The following is a 17,306-nucleotide window of genomic DNA, read 5'->3' as shown; positions in this document are numbered from 1 at the left end:
CTCCTCGGTCGTTTCCATCGGGGGTGAGGGGTTGGCCTCATGCACCCGATTCGGCTTCGCGGCGGCAGCTTGCTACTTGCCGCCGGATTGGTACGTCGCCTTCACGACGGCTCTTGCCGGCGACAATTCGGCGAACGTCTTCTGTTGCTCCAGCCAGGCGTGATATTCACGCTCTTCGTCGACGATGACCTTGGCGCGCATCTGATAGTGAGCAGCGCCACAGAGCTCCGCACAGAGAACATCGAACGTCCCGGTTCGGATCGGCGTTATCCAGAAATAGGTCACCATGCCTGGGACCATGTCCATCTTGGCCCGGAATTCGGGCACGTAGAAATCGTGCAGGACATCGACCGAGCGGAGCAGAACCTTGACCGGCTTTCCCACTTGAAGATGCAGGTCTCCGTTCTCGATCACGACGTCGTCCTGCGCGTGGGCGTCGTCACGATTGAGCCCCATCGGGTTGTCGGAAGCGATGTTGCGGACGTCGGATGTGCCCAACTGCCCATCCTTGCCCGGAAGGCGGAAGCTCCACTGCCATTGCTGGCCCATGACCTCGACTTCGGTGGCATCCGCAGGCACCGTCACGAACTGGTGCCAGACCACGAGGCCGGGCGCCAGCATGGCCGCGACACCGACGCCGGTCCCGACAGTCAGCCACCACTCGAGCCTCTTGTTTTCCGGATTGTAGTCAGCCCGTCGTCCCTCTTTGTGGTGAAAGCGGAAGACGCAGTAAGCCATGAAGGCAATGACTGCGACGAAGACGAAGCCCGTGATCCAGAACGTGATGTTGATGGTGTGGTCGATATAGGCCCAGTTCGTGGCGATCGGCGTCCACCACCACGGGCTGTAGATGTGAAACAGCACCGAGCCGATTGCGACCAGAAGCAGTATCAGTGCGACAGCCATCCTGATCCATCCTTGCCATCGAAGGCTATGGATACGAATCCGGGGCGGAGCTCATGTCTGTCGCGATGGCTGGCCTTTCTCGGTTGGCAGTCATGCCATCGCCGGCCTTTTGCCTCGCCCATTCCACCGGCCGCGAAATCAAGAGAAAGCGCTCGCGACCAAACTCCAAGGGCGTCTGCGTCTAAAATGATACCGGCCTAATCCGGCGTCAATAGAGCAAAGTAGGTGCCCCGACGTGGCGTGGTCGCCGTCGCCGGCAAGCCGACAACGCACCAAGTGCGTATGTTGGGTCTCGGTGATGCAACGCACAAATCCGTGCTGATGCACAATTCACCGAACCGTGAGCGCAGCCGTGCCCCGCGCGCGCTAAGCTCGCAAGGCAGGTCGCGACGGGTTCCGTCCGGCCAGGCTCTGTTCGCTGAACCTGGGTTGCCGTACCCGACCATCGCGTTTCCTGCTCGTCAGGCGGACACGCGTGGCTGAAGAGCGCGTGTTATCGAAATCGCGATTTTCAGCACGGGAGGGTCCGTTCATGGCCACTCTGTACTCCCCCGACATCATCAGGCGGCACGTCTTCGGCGAAGCGGCCTCCTATCCCATACGCAAGATCACCTTTTCGGACCTGACCGAGGCGCTGCGCCTGGGTTGGGAGGATTTCCAGGCGATGCCGAGTCACGCGATCGTCGTGTGCGTGATTTATCCCGTTCTCGGTCTCGTCCTGTTCAGGATGGTTCTCGGCTATTCGGTGCTGCCGCTCCTGTTTCCGCTGGCCGCCGGCTTCGCCTTGATCGGGCCCTTCGCCGCGATCGGTCTCTACGAGCTCAGCCGTCGTCGCGAGCGTGGCGAGGAGGTCGATGCATCGGATGCGTTCAAGGTGCTGCGCGCACCGTCGTTCGGTGCCATGGTCGAGCTCGGCGTGCTCCTGCTGGTCCTGTTCGGGGCCTGGATCGGTGTCGCGAACGCAATTTATGTCGCGATCTTCGGTCACGCGGCGGCTGCAAGCATTCCCGACTTCGCAACGCGCGTGCTGACGACACCGGAAGGCTGGTCGCTCATCCTCGTCGGTTGCGGTGTCGGCTTCCTGTTTGCGGTTGTGGCCTTGTGCGTCAGCGTCGTGTCGTTTCCGTTGATGCTCGATCGGCATGCGACTGCGATCGACGCGATCCGCACGTCGCTCCGGGCCGTGGGCACCAATCCGGTTGCGATGGCCGGATGGGGCCTCATCGTGGCGGCGCTGCTCGTGATCGGCTCGCTGCCGCTCTTCGTCGGTCTCGCCGTCGTTCTGCCGGTGCTCGGTCATGCCACCTGGCACCTCTATCGGCGGGTGGTCGAGCCCAATCCGAATCCACCGGACGAGCTGCCGCCGCCCCCGAAGAGAAGGCGCTACGCAGCGGACTTTCCGGCTAATCTCTTCCCGTGGAGCCGCGAGGGCGAGTAGCAACGGCGAAACGGCCGCGCTTGGCGGCCGTCTTCACAGCGCATGACGGTTAGGACCTACTTCTGCTGCTGCGGCAGAAAGGTCGGGCCGACCGAGCGGATCGGCTTGTTCTCCGAACTCGGCGCAGCCGCGGCCGTATCCGCTGGTGCTGTCGCAGCCGGTGCATTGGCCGTCGTCGGCGCAGGCGCTGTGCCCTTCTTGGCGCTGGCAGGCTGCGGCGCGCCCTTGTTCAGGCGCTGCTGCTGCATCTTCCTGGCGCTCTCTTCGGTGACGATGATGTCGCCCTGCTGCTCGATGGTCGCCTTGTCGTCGGCCGATTTCAGCGCATCGGCCCAAGTCTGTCCGGCCGCCTTGCAGGAGCAGGACGGGTTGAACTCGCTGCGGAATTTGAAAGCCGTCGGCAGCGCAGTGTAGGGCTGGCCGCCGATCGAGACCGCCGAGTTCATGTCCTCGCCGGGATTGCGGTGGGTGTAGAGCGTGGCTTCCGCGGCCGGGCACAGCGCCTTGCAGGTCTTCTCGTCGTCGGAGAAGCGCGCCGGCACGGTGGCAAACGAGATCGGGAAATAGGCGCCGTCGCAGGTGCGCACGCACACGGTGCGATACGTGCCGGATGGCGGTCCGAGATCCGAGGGCGGCACGGCTTGCGGATTGTTTGGATTGTTCGGGTTGTTGCCGCCGTTGAAGAGGTTGCTCAGGAAGTTGCCGCCGCCCTGCGACTGCGCGGCGTTGGCATATTGCGGGCCGCAATTGTTCTGCGCCAGCGCCATCAGCACCGAGCGGCGCTGGTTGTCGCGCTCCGGGCTGAAGCCACCGGCACCGCCGCGCAGGCGCTCGAGGTTGCCGGTGATCTGGTCCAGATTGGCGCGCATCTGCTGGATCTGGGTGTTGACCGGGCCGCACTGCGCCTGCTGGCCGTTGAACAGCGAGAAGAAGCCGGAGGAGTCGCAGCCCATGCGCTTGGCCTGCATGGTGACGCGGTCGAGCTCGGCCTGTTGCTTGGCCTGGGAATCCTGATAGCGGCGGATCTGCTCTTCGCGCGCGGGATCGCCACCGCCGCCGCCATGGTCGAGCGCGACGAGCTGGCCTTCCAGCCTTGCGCACATCGGATTGGGGCCGAGCCCGTTCTGGCTGGGCTGAGGCGGCGGGCCCGGCGGGCCGGCCTGCGCGAAAGCGCCACTGGCGAGCACGACGGTGCCGAGGAGCACGGTGCAGGCAAGGAGGGAGCGGGCACGGGAGAGAGACAAAAATTCAGGCATATCCGCCATTCTAGCGAGGTCACGGCCCGGCACGATCTGGGGGCCGAAGCGCGCCCTCCAATAGCCGCTTCCTGCGGCATCGTCACGTCGTTTCAGGGGGCCGAAGGCTGGTCCTAAGGTCCGCCAGCTCCGAGGGAATTCAGCGCTGGCAGGTGATTGCGACATATTCGTCGCAATGGCCATGGGAGCAGTTTGCGCCGGTTTTGGGGACAGAGCCGGTAATTTCGTCGGGATCGACCCGGCGATAGCTTGAGGCCTGGGCAAAATCCCGTGACTGGCAGTAGGTGCGCGCGACCTGCGCCCCGCATTTGTCGCCCCTGGCGAGGCACTTGTCGACGCCGTAGCCGTCCGCCTGGTTGGCAATGATGAAGACGCGGGTCTCGGCGAATGCGCCGGATGCCGCGAGGAGGGAGGCACAGGAGACGAGCACGAACAGGAATCGCATGGGAGTACCGGGGGCTGGAGACCGCCCGCTCTTAATAAACTCAAAAGGTTAAGGGGAGTGGAACCATTGCGGCTGGCCGGCGCGATTGCGGGAGGAAAACGGCATTTCCGCGGCTCCCTTGACGTCAGGGGCCATCGTGGCCCATATGTTCCCGCATGAACGGTCTCCTCGCCATTTGCATCATTTGCGAGATTACGAGCTAGCGATTCGCTGGCTGGAGCCGTCTTTTCTCAAACACATTGAGAGCACTGGACGCCCGGCCGCGCAACGGCCCGGTTCTCGCATTCGCATGTCGTCGCGGCAAATTGGGTTGCGAATGCGAGAACCGGACCGCTGCAAAGAAATGAAGTTTTTGTGCCGCTTGCGATTTGAAGTTCCTGGTCGAGTTTGCTGCTATCGCTGCAGGAACTTCAAATCGCATTCGGCACTACGACAGGTGTCCATATGGAATTACGCCTTTACGATACGTTGACGAGGGAGAAGCGGCCGTTTGTGCCGCTCGATCCAAGGAACGTCCGCATGTATGTCTGCGGGCCGACCGTCTACGACTTCGCCCATATCGGCAATGCGCGGCCGGTGATCGTGTTCGACGTGTTGTTTCGGCTGCTGCGCCACGCTTATGGCGAGGCGCACGTCAAATATGTCCGCAACATCACCGACGTCGACGACAAGATCAACGACCGCGCTGCGCGCGACTTTCCCGGCCTGCCGCTGAATGAGGCGATCCGCAAGGTCACCGAGGAGACCGGGAAGCAGTTTCACGCCGACGTCGATGCGCTCGGGTGCTTACGGCCGAGCGTCGAGCCGCGCGCGACCGAGCATATCGCCGAAATGCGCGAGATCATCGAGAAGCTGATTGCCGGCGGCTTTGCCTATGCCGCCGAGGACCACGTGCTGTTCTCGCCGCAGGCGATGAACGCGGCCAATGCCGGCCTGCCGCGCTACGGCGCGCTGTCCAATCGCTCGCTGGACGAGATGATTGCCGGCGCCCGCGTCGATGTCGCGCCCTACAAGAAGGGCAACACCGACTTCGTGCTGTGGAAGCCGTCCAAGCCGGGCGAGCCATCATGGCCGTCGCCGGCCGGCATCAATGCCGAAGGGCGGCCGGGCTGGCACATCGAGTGCTCGGCCATGGCCTGGAAGCATCTCGGCGAGCACTTCGACATCCACGGCGGCGGCATCGATCTCGTGTTCCCGCATCACGAGAACGAGGTGGCGCAGACCTGCTGCGCGTTCCACCAGGAGCGCATGGCGAACTACTGGATGCACAACGGCTTCCTGCAGGTCGAGAGCGAGAAGATGTCGAAGAGCCTCGGCAACTTCATCACGATCCACGAGCTGCTCGAGGACTGGCCGGGCGAGGTGCTGCGGCTGAACATGCTGAAGACGCATTACCGCTCGCCGATCGACTGGACCTTGAAGTCGGTGGAGGAGAGCGCCAGGACGCTCGACGACTGGTATCGCGTCGCCGCCGACGTGGTGCCGGGCGAGCCGGCTGCGTCCGTGGTCGAGCCGCTGCTCGACGACCTCAACACGCCGCTGGCGATCGCGGCGCTGCACGGCCTGCGCGGCGAAGCCGCTGCCTTGGCGGGCTCGTTGCGGCTGCTCGGCTTCCTGTCGGAGAGTGCCGCGCAATGGGAAAGCCGCAAGCAGCGGGCGAGCGGCGTCGACGCCGCTGAAGTCGAACGCCTGCTCGCGGAACGAACGGCCGCGCGTGCACGGAAAGACTTCAAGGAGTCCGACCGCATCCGCGATCTGCTCGCCGGGATGGGCGTTGCGATCAAGGACTCCAAGGACGGGACCACCTGGGAGGTCGCGCGATGAAGCGGCCCGACACGCCTTTTCCGCGGCACTGGCTCTATTACATCGCGCTGAAGATCCTGCTGCTCGGCGCCGCGGTGGCGATCGTGCTGAAACTCTATGGGATGTGGTGAGGACGATGGGACAGACTTTGCCGAAGCCCGCACTTAGGCCCTTCCTGCCCGATGACGTGCCGGTGCTCGCCGCGATCTTCGCCGCCAGCATCGAGGAGCTGACCGGCGACGACTACAGCGAGGCGCAGCAGCAGGCCTGGATGGAGGCGGCGGAGGACGAGGAGTTCGGCAAGCAGCTCGCGGCCGACCTGACGCTGATCGCGACGCTCGAGGGCTCGCCCGTCGGCTTCGCCTCGCTGCGCGGCACCGATCAGATCCGCATGCTCTACGTGCATCCGGCCGTGGCCGGGCAGGGCATCGCGACCATGCTGGTCGACGCGCTGGAGAAGCTTGCCGGCGGCCGGGGCGCCAAGAGCCTGACGGTCGATGCCAGCGACACTGCGGAAGGCTTCTTCGCCAAGCGCGGCTACACCGCGCAGCAGCGCAACAGCGTCACCATCAACGACGAGTGGCTCGCCAACACCACCATGAAGAAGACGCTTGGAGCTGTGCCATGAGCAAGGAGCGTCTCTATCTGTTCGATACCACGCTGCGCGATGGCGCGCAGACCAACGGCGTCGATTTCACGCTGGCCGACAAGCGGATCATCGCGGCGATGCTCGACGATCTCGGCATCGACTATGTCGAGGGCGGCTATCCCGGCGCCAATCCGCTCGACACCGAGTTCTTCGGCTCCAGGCCGAAGCTCAAGCACGCGCGCTTCACCGCCTTCGGCATGACGCGGCGGGCAGGGCGCTCGGTCTCCAACGATCCCGGCGTCGCCGGCTTGCTAGAAGCCAAGGCCGACGCGATCTGCTTCGTCGCAAAATCCTCCGCGTATCAGGTCCGCGTCGCGCTGGAGACGACCAACGAGGAGAACCTCGCCTCGATCCGCGACAGCGTCGCGGCGGCGAAGGCGGCGGGCCGCGAGGTCATGCTCGATTGCGAGCATTTTTTCGACGGCTACAAGGAGGACGCGAGCTTCGCGCTTGGCTGCGCCAAGGCCGCCTATGAAGCCGGCGCGCGCTGGGTGGTGCTGTGCGACACCAATGGCGGCACCATGCCTGATGAGGTCGAGGCCATCGTCAGCGACGTGACCAAGCACATCCCCGGCGATCACGTCGGCATCCACGCCCATAACGACACCGAGCAGGCGGTGGCGAATTCGCTCGCCGCGGTGCGCGCGGGCGCGCGGCAGATCCAGGGCACGCTGAACGGCCTCGGCGAGCGCTGCGGCAATGCGAATCTCTGCTCGCTGATCCCGACGCTGAAATTGAAGAAGGGCTTTGCCGACGTTTTCGACATCGGCGTCACGTCCGAGAAGCTGACGACGCTCGTGAAGGTCTCGCGCACGCTCGACGACATGCTGAACCGCGTGCCGAACCGGCATGCTCCTTACGTCGGCGAGAGCGCCTTCGTCACCAAGACCGGCATCCATGCCTCCGCCGTGCTGAAGGATCCGCAGACCTATGAGCATGTGTTGCCGGAGCTGGTCGGCAACCATCGCAAGGTGCTGGTGTCCGATCAGGCCGGTCGCTCCAATGTCATCGCCGAACTCGACCGCGCCGGCATTGCCTATGAGAAGAGCGATCCGAAGCTGACGCGGCTCGTCGAGGAATTGAAGGAGCGCGAAGCGGCGGGCTACGCCTATGAATCCGCCAACGCCTCGTTCGATCTTTTGGCGCGCCGCACGCTCGGCAAGGTGCCGCATTATTTCGAGGTCGAGCAGTTCGACGTCAATGTCGAGCAGCGCTACAACGCGCTCGGCGAGCGCGTCACGGTGGCGCTGGCCGTCGTCAAGGTCGACGTCGCGGGCGAGCATCTGATCTCGGCCGCGGAAGGCAACGGCCCGGTCAACGCGCTCGACGTTGCCTTGCGCAAGGACCTCGGCAAGTACCAGAAATACATCGAGGGGCTCACGCTGATCGATTACCGCGTGCGTATCCTCAATGGCGGCACCGGCGCGGTCACGCGCGTGCTGATCGAGAGCGAGGACGAGAACGGCGACCGCTGGACCACGGTCGGCGTGTCCCCGAACATCATCGACGCCTCGTTCCAGGCGCTGATGGATTCGGTGATCTACAAGCTCGTGAAATCGGGCGCACCGGCGTAGGATGACGGCGTAGGGGACGGTGGCGCCGCAAACGCCGTCATTGCGAGCGAAGCGAAGCAATCCAGACTGGCTCCGCGGAAAGACTCTGGATTGCTTGTGCGCCAGGCAAGCTGGCGTGGTCCAACCGGTGGAAGTCCGGTCCGGGTAAGCGGTAGCGAGCGCCCGGTAGTGAGTGTTGCGTGGCCGTCGGCAACGGCGGCTGCGAAGCGTACACAACGATGCTGTGGGGTGGGCTATTGAGCCGCGAAAGACAGAAACTCGCAGAGGCCGAGCCGGTAAGCAACGTCGAAGGCAACATGTGCGGCGCCGTTATGCGAGGCGCTGACGCTCTGCCGTGGTCGAAGACCCCATCACGCAGCAAAGGACCGCGTCGGAACCTGGGAGGTCCCGCATCTGACCGATGGCAACATGCCCCCAAGGTCCGCATCGGGAAGGCGAGGAGCCAAAGCCGATGACGAACGGATGCGGGAAGTCGGACGCGGCCGTAGTAGCGTCGAAGCCTGCGAACGAAGCGGAGCGATCCGCGGAGGAGTTGGTGGAGCGAAGGGCCGCGACCAAGGGGAATGCGGACCAGCAAAGCACGCCCCGGACGCCGAGCCGGACAAGCGTGACACAGGCGTTGGAACGCATACGGCGAACTGCAAGGGAAAGGAAGAAGGAGAGGTTCACTGCGCTGCTTCACCACATCACGCCTGAACTGCTCGAGGCGGAGTTCTTCGCGCTGAAGAAGCATGCCGCGCCGGGTGTGGACGGAATGATGTGGCGGGACTACGAGCAAGACCTCAAGGCCAATCTTGAGGACCTGCATGCTCGTGTTCACCGGGGAGCGTACCGGCCGCAGCCGTCGCGGCGGGTCCATATCCCGAAGCAGGATGGGCGGCAGCGACCGCTGGCGATTGCGTCCCTCGAGGACAAGATCGTTCAGCGGGCAACCGCTACGGTGCTCAACGCGATCTACGAGGAGGACTTCCTCGGGTTCTCGTATGGGTTCCGGCCCGGGCGCAGCGCGCACGATGCGATGGATGCGCTGCTGGTCGGAATCGAGAGCCGGCGGGTGAACTTCATTGTTGACGCCGATATCCGCTCGTTCTTCGACATGGTGGACCAGGAATGGCTCATCCGCTTCGTCGAACATCGGACCGGCGACCAGCGTATCATCCGTCTGATCCGCAAATGGCTCAAGGCGGGTGTTCTCGAAGAAGGAACGGTCAGGGTCAGCGAACAGGGGACGGCACAAGGGGCGGTGATCTCGCCGCTGCTTGCCAACATCTACCTGCACTATGCCCTCGATCTGTGGGCCGAACGCTTCAGACGGCGCGAGGCCGCGGGTGACATGATCATCGTGCGCTACGCTGACGACTTCATCGTCGGCTTCGAGCATGAGAATGAGGCCCGGCACTTCCTCGAAGAATTGCGCAAACGGCTGCAGGAGTTCGCGCTGTCACTGCACCCTGAGAAAACCCGGCTGATCGAGTTCGGACGTCATGCGGAGGACAACCGCAGGCGGCGCGGGCTCGGCAAGCCGGAGACCTTCAACTTCCTCGGCTTCACCTTCATCTGCAGCCGATCCAAGCAAGGCAAGTTCCAGATCAGGCGCAAGTCTCGCAAAGACCGCATGCGGGCGAAACTGCAAGCCGTGAAGCAGGGAATGCGACGGCGTATGCACCAGTCGGTGCTCGAACAGGGCAAATGGCTGCGGCAGGTCGTTACCGGGTACTTCAACTACCACGCGGTACCGACCAACAGCCGAGCGCTCAGCGCCTTCCGCTACTTCGTCACCGAACAATGGAGGCGGATGCTTCGGCGCCGCAGCCAGATTGACGGGACCACGTGGCAGCGGGTCGCGCGGCTTGCCTCCGACTTGCTCCCCAAGCCACAAATCCTCCATCCTTGGCCCCGAACACGCTTCACCGCTACTCACCCGAGGTGGGAGCCGTATGCGGGAAAGCCGCACGTACGGATCTGTGCGGGGGGCGCCCAGCAATGAGCGTCCCTACCGCGACCGCTTCGCTGGCAATGACGAGGGGAGGGAGCACGGCACATGATCGACCACATCTCCGTCGGCGTCAGCGATCTCGATCGCGCTGCAAAGTTCTACGAGGCCGCACTCGCAACGCTCGGCCTCGCGCGTCTCGTCACGCGGCCGCGGACGGTGGGCTTCGGCAAGGCCTATCCGGAGTTCTGGATCAATTTGCGCGAAAACATGCCGCACGTCGGGCCGGAGAGCGGCGTGCACATCTGCCTGCGGGCGAAGACCACGGCCGAGATCGACGCCTTTCACGCAGCCGCGCTGTGCGCCGGCGGCGCGTCCGACGGCGCGCCGGGCATCCGTCCGCACGACCGCGTGCGCTACTACGCGGCATTCGTCTTCGATCCCGATGGTAACCGGATCGAGGCGGTGACGTTTCCGCAGGAGTAGCGCATGATCCGGAAAAGTGTGCGGCGGTTTTCCGAAAAGATCATGCGCCAGCAAAAAGCTCTTACAGCTTGCGCGCGACTTCCGGGGCGAGCTGCTTTTCCGCCTCGGCGATCTGTGCCGCGGCCGCTTTCAGCTTCGGCAATATCTCCTCGACGCGATCGGCCTTGATGATGTCGACCGAGAGGCCGGCGCGGATGAACTCGGTCTGGCGCATGTGCGACAGCAGCGAGAACAGCGGCTCCCAGAAATTGTCGATATTGGCGAGCAGCACCGGCTTGGCGTGACGGCCGAGCTGTTTCCAGGTCAGCTGCTCCACCAGCTCCTCCAGCGTGCCGACGCCGCCGGGCAACGCCACGAAGGCGTCGGAGCGTTCGAACATCAGCCGCTTGCGCTCGTGCATGTCGGGGGTGACGATCATCTCCTGCACGCGCGTCAGCGCGTTCTCGCGCATCCGCAGGAATTCGGGGATGATGCCGGTCACGGTGCCGCCGTGATCCAGCACGGAGGTCGCGACCGAGCCCATCAGGCCGAGCGAGCCGCCGCCGTAGACCAGGCGGATGTTGTTCTCGGCGAGGGCCTTGCCGAATGCCTTGGCGCCTTCGGTGAAGCGGGGATTGGTTCCAGGGCCGGAGCCACAATAGACGCAGACGGTTTTGATCGTGCTCATTGGTGCCATGATGCATTGCAGCGAAGAGGCGTCAAGCCCAATCGGTGATTCGGGCTGCCCGGAAATCTACCGGTAAATGGCGAGAAACAATCGAAGATTCGCCATCTGGCGGGGTGCGCGGGCATCGGGAAGGCTCTATATGACAAGCGAAAATCGTTAATCGCAGCGACGCCCGCATCCGGCGGGCCTTCAGGTTTCTTGATGGACCAATCCCAATCGTTCGACGGCGCCGACGTTCCTGATCCTCCCGCCGGGGGATCGCTGGAGCGGGCCACGCTGATGGGCACGCTGGCGCATCTGTGGCCCTATATCTGGCCGGGCGACCGTTTCGACCTGAAGATGCGGGTGGTCTGGTCGCTGGTGCTGCTGCTCGCGGCCAAGCTGATCACACTCGCGGTGCCGTTCAGCTTCAAATGGGCCACCGACGCACTGACCGGCGCCAACACCGCGCCGGTCGCGGCCGACAATTGGCACCTCTGGGTGATCGCCTCGCCCTTGCTGCTGACCGCGAGCTACGGCGTGATGCGCATCCTGATGGCGGTGCTGACGCAGTGGCGCGACGGCATCTTCGCCCGCGTCGCCATGCACGCGGTGCGCAAGCTCGCCACCATCACCTTCATCCACATGCACGAGCTGTCGCTGCGCTTTCACCTGGAGCGCAAGACCGGCGGCCTGACGCGCGTGCTCGAGCGCGGCCGCGAGGGCATCGAGGTCATCGTACGGATGGTGATCCTGCAGCTGATCCCGACCATCGTCGAGGTCTCGCTCCTGATGGCCGTGCTGCTCTGGCAGTTCGACTGGCGCTACGTGGTCGCGACCCTGATCACGGTCGCGGTGTACATGTACTACACGTACATCGCGACCGAGTGGCGGATCGGCATCCGCCGCAAGATGAACGATTCCGACACCGAGGCGAACACCAAGGCGATCGACTCGCTGCTCAACTACGAGACCGTCAAATATTTCGGCGCCGAGGCGCGCGAGGCGCAGCGCTACGACAGGTCGGTGGAGCGTTACGAGGAGGCGAGCGTCCGCACCTACACCTCGCTCGCGGTGCTCAATACCGGCCAGGCCGTGATCTTCACGATGGGACTGACCGCGACCATGCTGATGTGCGCGATCGGCGTGCGCAACGGCACCAACACGGTCGGCGATTTCGTGCTGGTCAACGCCATGATGATCCAGCTCTACCAGCCCCTGAATTTCATGGGCATGGTCTATCGCGAGATCAAGCAGGCGATCATCGATATCGAGAAGATGTTCAATGTGCTGCGGCGCGAGGCCGAGATCAAGGACGCGCCCGGCGCGCAGCCGCTGGCGGTATCCGCCGGCAGGGTGCGGTTCGAGGACGTGCGCTTTGCCTACGAGCCGATGCGGCCGATCCTGAAAGGCATCAGCTTCGAGGTGCCCGCCGGCAAGACCGTTGCCATCGTGGGTCCCTCAGGCGCAGGCAAGTCGACGATCTCGCGGCTCCTGTTCCGCCTCTATGATGTTTCCGGCGGCAAGATCTTGATCGACGGCCAGGACATCCGCGAGGTCACGCAGGCCAGCCTGCGCGGCGCCATCGGCATGGTGCCGCAGGACACCGTGCTGTTCAACGACACCATCCGCTACAACATCCGCTACGGCCGCTGGGACGCCAGCGACGCCGAGGTCGAGGAGGCGGCGCGCCTCGCGCAGATCGACCATTTCATCCGCATGGCGCCGAAGGGCTACGAGACCCAGGTCGGCGAGCGCGGCCTGAAACTGTCGGGCGGCGAGAAGCAGCGCGTCGCGATCGCGCGCACCGTCCTCAAGGCGCCGCCGATCCTGGTGCTTGATGAAGCGACCTCGGCACTCGACACCCACACCGAGCACGAGATCCAGGGCGCGCTCGACCGCGTCGCCAAAAACCGTACCTCGCTCGTGATCGCGCACCGGCTCTCGACCATCGTCGGTGCCGACGAGATCATCGTGCTGGACCAGGGCCGTATCGCCGAGCGCGGCACCCACGCAAGGCTGCTCGCGCAGGGCGGCCTTTACGCCAGCATGTGGAACAGGCAGCGCGAGGCCGAGGCGGCGCGCGAGAAACTGGCCAAGATGGCCGATTCCAGCGAGGCGCCCAACCGGGAGCCGCCGCCGATCGCCGACGTCCTGACCACGCCTGCGGCCGCGGAGTGACCTTGTCTCCGATCCCAACTCTGGCCTAAACAAGCGCCGATCGCGCGGGACGTCCCGCGTGCCAACAACCCCAGGCGGCAGATAGCGATGTCCATTCTCGATTCGATCCAGCGTCAGATCCCGCCGATCCACAAGGAGGGCTATCCCTTCATCGGCGGCTTTGCGCTGGCGAGCCTGATCCTGTTCTGGCTGTGGTCGCCTTTGGGGTGGATCGGCACGATCCTGACCGTGTGGTGCGCGCTGTTCTTCCGCGACCCCGTGCGGGTGACGCCGGTGCGCGAGGGGCTCGTGGTGTCGCCGGCCGACGGCCGCGTCTCGATGATCACCATGGCGCTGCCGCCGGCCGAGCTCGGGCTCGGCGACCGGCCGCTGCCGCGCATCTCGGTGTTCATGAGCGTGTTCAACTGTCACGTGAATCGTAGCCCGATCGCGGGCAGGGTGGACCGCATTGCCTACCGGCCAGGCCTGTTCATCAATGCCGAGCTCGACAAGGCGAGCGAGGACAATGAGCGCAACTCGCTGGTGATCTCGACGCCGACGGCGCGGATCGGCGTGGTTCAGATCGCAGGCCTCGTCGCCAAGCGCATCGTCTGCTTCGTCAAGGAGGGGCAGGCGATCGGCGCCGGCGAGCGCTTCGGCCTGATCCGCTTCGGCTCCCGACTCGACGTCTATCTGCCGGTCGGCACCAAGGCGCTGGTCTCGGAAGGCCAGACCGCGATCGCCGGCGAGACCATCTTGGCCGACCTGGCCGGCGAGGACCCCAGCCGCGCCTTCCGCGCCAATTAACCAAAGTCGGTCCTTGCGGGCCTTCCGCCGCAATGGCGGAGGGGAACGGGGCTTGCTATATCTCGCGCTAGGATAAGGACGAGCCATGACGCCCTATGACGTGAGAGATCCCGATGTCCGCCGCCGGCGGTTCCGTCCCATTCCGGTGCGGATGCTGGTGCCCAACGTCATCACGCTGCTGGCGATCTGCGCCGGCCTGACCGCGATCCGCCTGTCGATCGAGGGGCGGATGTCGCTCGCCGTCTACGCCATCGTGTTCGCGGCCGCGCTCGACGGCATCGACGGCCGCATCGCGCGCATGATCAAGGGCCAGTCCAAGTTCGGGGCGGAGCTCGACAGTCTTGCCGACTTCGTCAATTTCGGCGTCGCGCCGGGCCTGATGCTGTATTTCTGGCAGTTGCACGAGCTTGGCAATGCCGGCTGGATCGCCGCGATGGTGTTCGCCATTTCCGGCGGCCTCCGCCTGGCGCGCTTCAACGCCACCATGGACGATCCGAACAAGCCGGCCTTCGCCGCCAATTTCTTCACCGGCGTGCCGGCGCCGGCCGGCGCGATCACGGTGCTGCTGCCGATCTATGTCGCCTTCCTCGATCTCGGTCGGCTGCCCGCGGCAGTGACGGCGGCCTATACGCTGCTGATCGCCTTTCTGATGGTCTCGCGCCTGCCGGTGTTCTCCGGCAAGACCAAGCGCATGCGCGTGTCGCCAGAACTGGTGCTGCCGGCGTTCGTCGCGGTGATTGTCTTCGTTGCAATCCTGATTGCCTATCCCTGGCAGGTGCTGTCGATCGGCACGGTGCTGTATCTTCTCGCTTTGCCGCTCGGCTACAAATCCTATCGCGACCAGGCGCGCGCGATGGATGCCACGGCGCCTGCGGGAGGCGAGATCTCCTCGCCGCCGTCGGCGCCGACGCTAGCGAAATTGTCGGAGCCGCCGCACGACGACGACCGGCCGGGACGGCTGCACTGAGCAGCCACACGCGGATATCTGCCATGAGACCCTCCGAGTTGGGTTGAGGCCTGATCTCGGCTATATCGCCCTGTGCCGGCGGCATCGCGCCGACAGCGACCGCCAATCTGGGAGAGAACGCCGTGACTGATAAAGCGACCGGGCCGCTGCCCGCTTCCGTCCTCGAAGCGCTGGGCCGCTACGATACCCCGACGATCTGCAATGCCATGGAGATCGTGGCGCCCGAGCGGCGGCTGATCGGCTACACCACCAAGCAACTGGTCTGCCCGTTTCCCGACCTGCCGCCGATCGTCGGCTATGCCCGCACGGTCGCGATCCGCTCGGTGCTGAAATCCTCGCTCCCCGCCGAGGAGCAGTCGAAGCGCCGGATCGAATATTACGAATATGTCGGCACGGGTCACGGTCCGCGCATTTCGGTGATCCAGGACATCGACGGTCCCGATGTCGGCTACGGCGCGTTCTGGGGCGAGGTGCAGAGCAACGTGCACAAGGCACTCGGCTGTCTCGGCGTCATCACCGACGGCTCGATCCGTGACATCCCGCAATGGGCGCCGGGCTTCCAGGCCTTGGCCGGCTCGATCGGTCCGTCGCACGCCTGGGTGCATGCCGAGAGTTTTGGCGGCGAGGTGCGCGTCGCCGGCATGACCGTGAAGTCCGATGACCTCATCCACGCCGATCAGCACGGCGCGATCGTGATCCCGCTCGACGTCGCCGCAAAGCTGCCCGAGGCCGCCGAGCTCTGCGGTCGCCGCGAGACGCCGATCCTGGAGATCGCCCGCAGTCCCGACTTCTCGCTGGAGAAGCTGAAGGCCGCGCTGAAGCGTTCGGCGGAAATCCACTGACAGGTGATTGGGCGGATCTACGGCCGCGTCGCCGGCCGTGGATCGCCTTGTTCGGTCAGAAACAGGGCGACCTGATCGGGCTCACCGAGCACTGCAGCGGCGCATCCAATCAGGGTGAAGCCGCCGGCAAGGTCCCACAGTGTAATGTCGTCCGCGCTGTCGGCGCTGTGAATCAACCGTGCTGCGATTACGGCGAAGGCAGCTTCGACAAAGAGCAGGATGCTGAACGCCGGCAGCACGAGTTCCGGTTCGAGCAGATGGAGCGCCAGCAGCGCCGGCAACGCGGTGAGAAGACTGAACAGCGTCAACATCGCAAAACGGCTCCCGCGATGGAGCAGGTCGCAGGGCCAGAAGATACCAAACGACCGATCGCCTCGATGTGGCGCAGGGCCGCAGCCGGAGCGTCGTTTCAGCGCGCCCGCTTATGGTTAGCGAAGTGTTGAAATTCCTGGACGGCAATCGCAGCGCCGGAGCGCACACTGTCCCGACTTAACCTTTACGCGGCTTTAAGGGCGGCGCTCTAGGGTTTGCGAGCGGTTCGGGGTTGGGCCGCGCCAGCGGCCAGGACGGCCGTTGTTGCGGACGCGTTGGAGTCTCCCATGGATATCATGACGGGCGTTGGGCTCACGGCGGGCATCATCGTCATCACGGCGATGATCCTCATGGGCGGCGACCTGCACATGTTCATCTCCGAACATGCGATGATCATCATCTTCGGGGGCTCGATCTCCGCGACCATGATCCGCTTTCCGCTCTCGGCGCTGCTGCACGGCCTCCCGCTCGGCGCCAAGTTCGCCTTCACCATGAGCCGGCTGTCGGCCCACGACCTCGTCGACGAACTCGCCCGCATCGCCGAGATCGCCCGCAAGCAGGGCCCGGTGGGCCTCGAAAAGGTCGAGACCGACGAGCCGTTCCTCGCCAAGGGCATCCGCTACGTCGCCGACGGCTACGACCTCGACTTCATCCGCGACAATCTCGAGCGTGACCGCGACAACTTCCTGATGCACCTCGACGAGGGCAGCAAGATCTACCGTGCCATCGGCGACTGCGCCCCGGCGTTCGGCATGATCGGCACGCTGATCGGCATGGTGCAGATGTTTGCCAACATGACCGATCCGTCCAAGCTCGGCCCGTTCATGGCGACCGCGCTGCTCGCCACGCTTTACGGCGCCCTCGTCGCCAACCTGTTCTGTCTGCCGATCGCCGACAAGCTGCACGGCAAGCTGCTGGACGAAGAGACCAACCGCACTCTCATCATCGACGGCATCCTGATGATCCGCGATTCCAAGAGCCCGACCTTGGTGCGCGAAATGCTGCTGGCCTATCTGCCGGAGAAGCATCGTCACGCCGAGGGCGAGCCGGTGCCGGCCTAAGGCCGCTCCCCGGGATCAACC

Annotated in this window: 16 protein-coding genes; 11 read left to right on the top strand and 5 right to left on the bottom strand. The window is 64.7% G+C overall.

Annotated features, from left to right (window positions below):
- Window positions 1–72: 72 nt before the first annotated feature.
- Window positions 73–906 carry a cytochrome c oxidase subunit II gene (locus ACRQ5Q_RS26075; RefSeq protein ID WP_439374851.1) on the bottom strand — a complete coding sequence of 278 codons (834 nt, stop codon included), beginning with the start codon at window positions 904–906 and terminating at the stop codon, window positions 73–75.
- 532 nt (window positions 907–1,438) lie between these two features.
- Here ACRQ5Q_RS26075 and ACRQ5Q_RS26070 point away from each other — a divergent pair.
- Window positions 1,439–2,344, top strand: coding sequence for a DUF2189 domain-containing protein (locus ACRQ5Q_RS26070; RefSeq protein WP_439392726.1), 906 nt, complete (start codon window positions 1,439–1,441; stop codon window positions 2,342–2,344).
- 56 nt (window positions 2,345–2,400) lie between these two features.
- Here the strand turns inward: ACRQ5Q_RS26070 and ACRQ5Q_RS26065 are convergent, their stop codons facing one another.
- Together ACRQ5Q_RS26065 and ACRQ5Q_RS26060 are read right to left on the bottom strand one after the other, a co-directional pair.
- The gene (locus ACRQ5Q_RS26065) at window positions 2,401–3,609 is read right to left on the bottom strand and encodes a DUF2865 domain-containing protein (RefSeq protein WP_439392724.1); all 1,209 of its coding nucleotides are present in this window, start codon (window positions 3,607–3,609) and stop codon (window positions 2,401–2,403) included.
- A 130-nt stretch (window positions 3,610–3,739) separates the two neighbouring features.
- Window positions 3,740–4,045 (bottom strand): hypothetical protein, encoded by a 306-nt coding sequence (locus tag ACRQ5Q_RS26060; protein WP_439392722.1) that lies wholly within the window; start codon window positions 4,043–4,045, stop codon window positions 3,740–3,742.
- 444 nt (window positions 4,046–4,489) lie between these two features.
- On the opposite strand from ACRQ5Q_RS26060, the gene cysS reads away from it, so the two are divergent.
- The 5 genes from cysS to ACRQ5Q_RS26035 all read left to right on the top strand — a co-directional run bounded on the left by cysS (window position 4,490) and on the right by ACRQ5Q_RS26035 (window position 10,490).
- On the top strand, window positions 4,490–5,869 hold the full coding sequence (cysS, locus tag ACRQ5Q_RS26055) for a cysteine--tRNA ligase (RefSeq protein ID WP_439392720.1): 1,380 nt from the start codon (window positions 4,490–4,492) through the stop codon (window positions 5,867–5,869).
- A gap of 115 nt (window positions 5,870–5,984) precedes the next feature.
- Window positions 5,985–6,476, top strand: a complete 492-nt coding sequence (locus tag ACRQ5Q_RS26050) for a GNAT family N-acetyltransferase (protein ID WP_439374856.1) — start codon at window positions 5,985–5,987, stop codon at window positions 6,474–6,476.
- Window positions 6,473–8,071 (top strand): citramalate synthase, encoded by a 1,599-nt coding sequence (gene cimA / locus ACRQ5Q_RS26045; protein WP_439374857.1) that lies wholly within the window; start codon window positions 6,473–6,475, stop codon window positions 8,069–8,071. Before ACRQ5Q_RS26050 ends, cimA begins: the two co-directional genes overlap by 4 nt.
- A gap of 607 nt (window positions 8,072–8,678) precedes the next feature.
- Window positions 8,679–10,058 (top strand): group II intron reverse transcriptase/maturase, encoded by a 1,380-nt coding sequence (ltrA, locus tag ACRQ5Q_RS26040; RefSeq protein ID WP_439368145.1) that lies wholly within the window; start codon window positions 8,679–8,681, stop codon window positions 10,056–10,058.
- A 54-nt stretch (window positions 10,059–10,112) separates the two neighbouring features.
- Window positions 10,113–10,490, top strand: a complete 378-nt coding sequence (locus ACRQ5Q_RS26035; protein WP_439374858.1) for a VOC family protein — start codon at window positions 10,113–10,115, stop codon at window positions 10,488–10,490.
- 61 nt (window positions 10,491–10,551) lie between these two features.
- On the opposite strand, the gene ACRQ5Q_RS26030 is transcribed toward ACRQ5Q_RS26035, so the two are convergent.
- On the bottom strand, window positions 10,552–11,157 hold the full coding sequence (locus ACRQ5Q_RS26030) for a TIGR00730 family Rossman fold protein (protein ID WP_026312401.1): 606 nt from the start codon (window positions 11,155–11,157) through the stop codon (window positions 10,552–10,554).
- A 201-nt stretch (window positions 11,158–11,358) separates the two neighbouring features.
- On the opposite strand from ACRQ5Q_RS26030, the gene ACRQ5Q_RS26025 reads away from it, so the two are divergent.
- From ACRQ5Q_RS26025 to ACRQ5Q_RS26010, 4 genes are all read left to right on the top strand, one after another.
- The gene (locus ACRQ5Q_RS26025; protein WP_439392718.1) at window positions 11,359–13,317 is read left to right on the top strand and encodes an ABCB family ABC transporter ATP-binding protein/permease; all 1,959 of its coding nucleotides are present in this window, start codon (window positions 11,359–11,361) and stop codon (window positions 13,315–13,317) included.
- Between the two features lie 87 nt (window positions 13,318–13,404).
- Window positions 13,405–14,103: a phosphatidylserine decarboxylase gene (locus ACRQ5Q_RS26020; protein ID WP_439374860.1), complete on the top strand. Its 699-nt coding sequence runs from the start codon at window positions 13,405–13,407 to the stop codon at window positions 14,101–14,103.
- An 85-nt stretch (window positions 14,104–14,188) separates the two neighbouring features.
- On the top strand, window positions 14,189–15,070 hold the full coding sequence (locus ACRQ5Q_RS26015) for a CDP-alcohol phosphatidyltransferase family protein (RefSeq protein ID WP_439374861.1): 882 nt from the start codon (window positions 14,189–14,191) through the stop codon (window positions 15,068–15,070).
- A gap of 122 nt (window positions 15,071–15,192) precedes the next feature.
- A complete protein-coding gene (locus ACRQ5Q_RS26010) occupies window positions 15,193–15,912 on the top strand; it encodes an RraA family protein (protein WP_060737675.1) in 720 nt (239 codons plus the stop codon).
- Window positions 15,913–15,929: 17 nt separating this feature from the next.
- On the opposite strand, the gene ACRQ5Q_RS26005 is transcribed toward ACRQ5Q_RS26010, so the two are convergent.
- Window positions 15,930–16,223, bottom strand: coding sequence for a hypothetical protein (locus ACRQ5Q_RS26005; RefSeq protein WP_439374863.1), 294 nt, complete (start codon window positions 16,221–16,223; stop codon window positions 15,930–15,932).
- Between the two features lie 288 nt (window positions 16,224–16,511).
- Here ACRQ5Q_RS26005 and ACRQ5Q_RS26000 point away from each other — a divergent pair, with 288 nt between their 5' ends.
- Window positions 16,512–17,285: a motility protein A gene (locus ACRQ5Q_RS26000; RefSeq protein WP_080138159.1), complete on the top strand. Its 774-nt coding sequence runs from the start codon at window positions 16,512–16,514 to the stop codon at window positions 17,283–17,285.
- The last annotated feature ends 21 nt before the right edge of the window (window positions 17,286–17,306 follow it).

This window comes from Bradyrhizobium sp. PMVTL-01 (assembly GCF_051861855.1).
Taxonomy (GTDB): domain Bacteria; phylum Pseudomonadota; class Alphaproteobacteria; order Rhizobiales; family Xanthobacteraceae; genus Bradyrhizobium.
The sequence above is the reverse complement of the archived record's forward strand: the minus strand, read 5'-3'. Positions and strand labels throughout refer to the sequence as shown.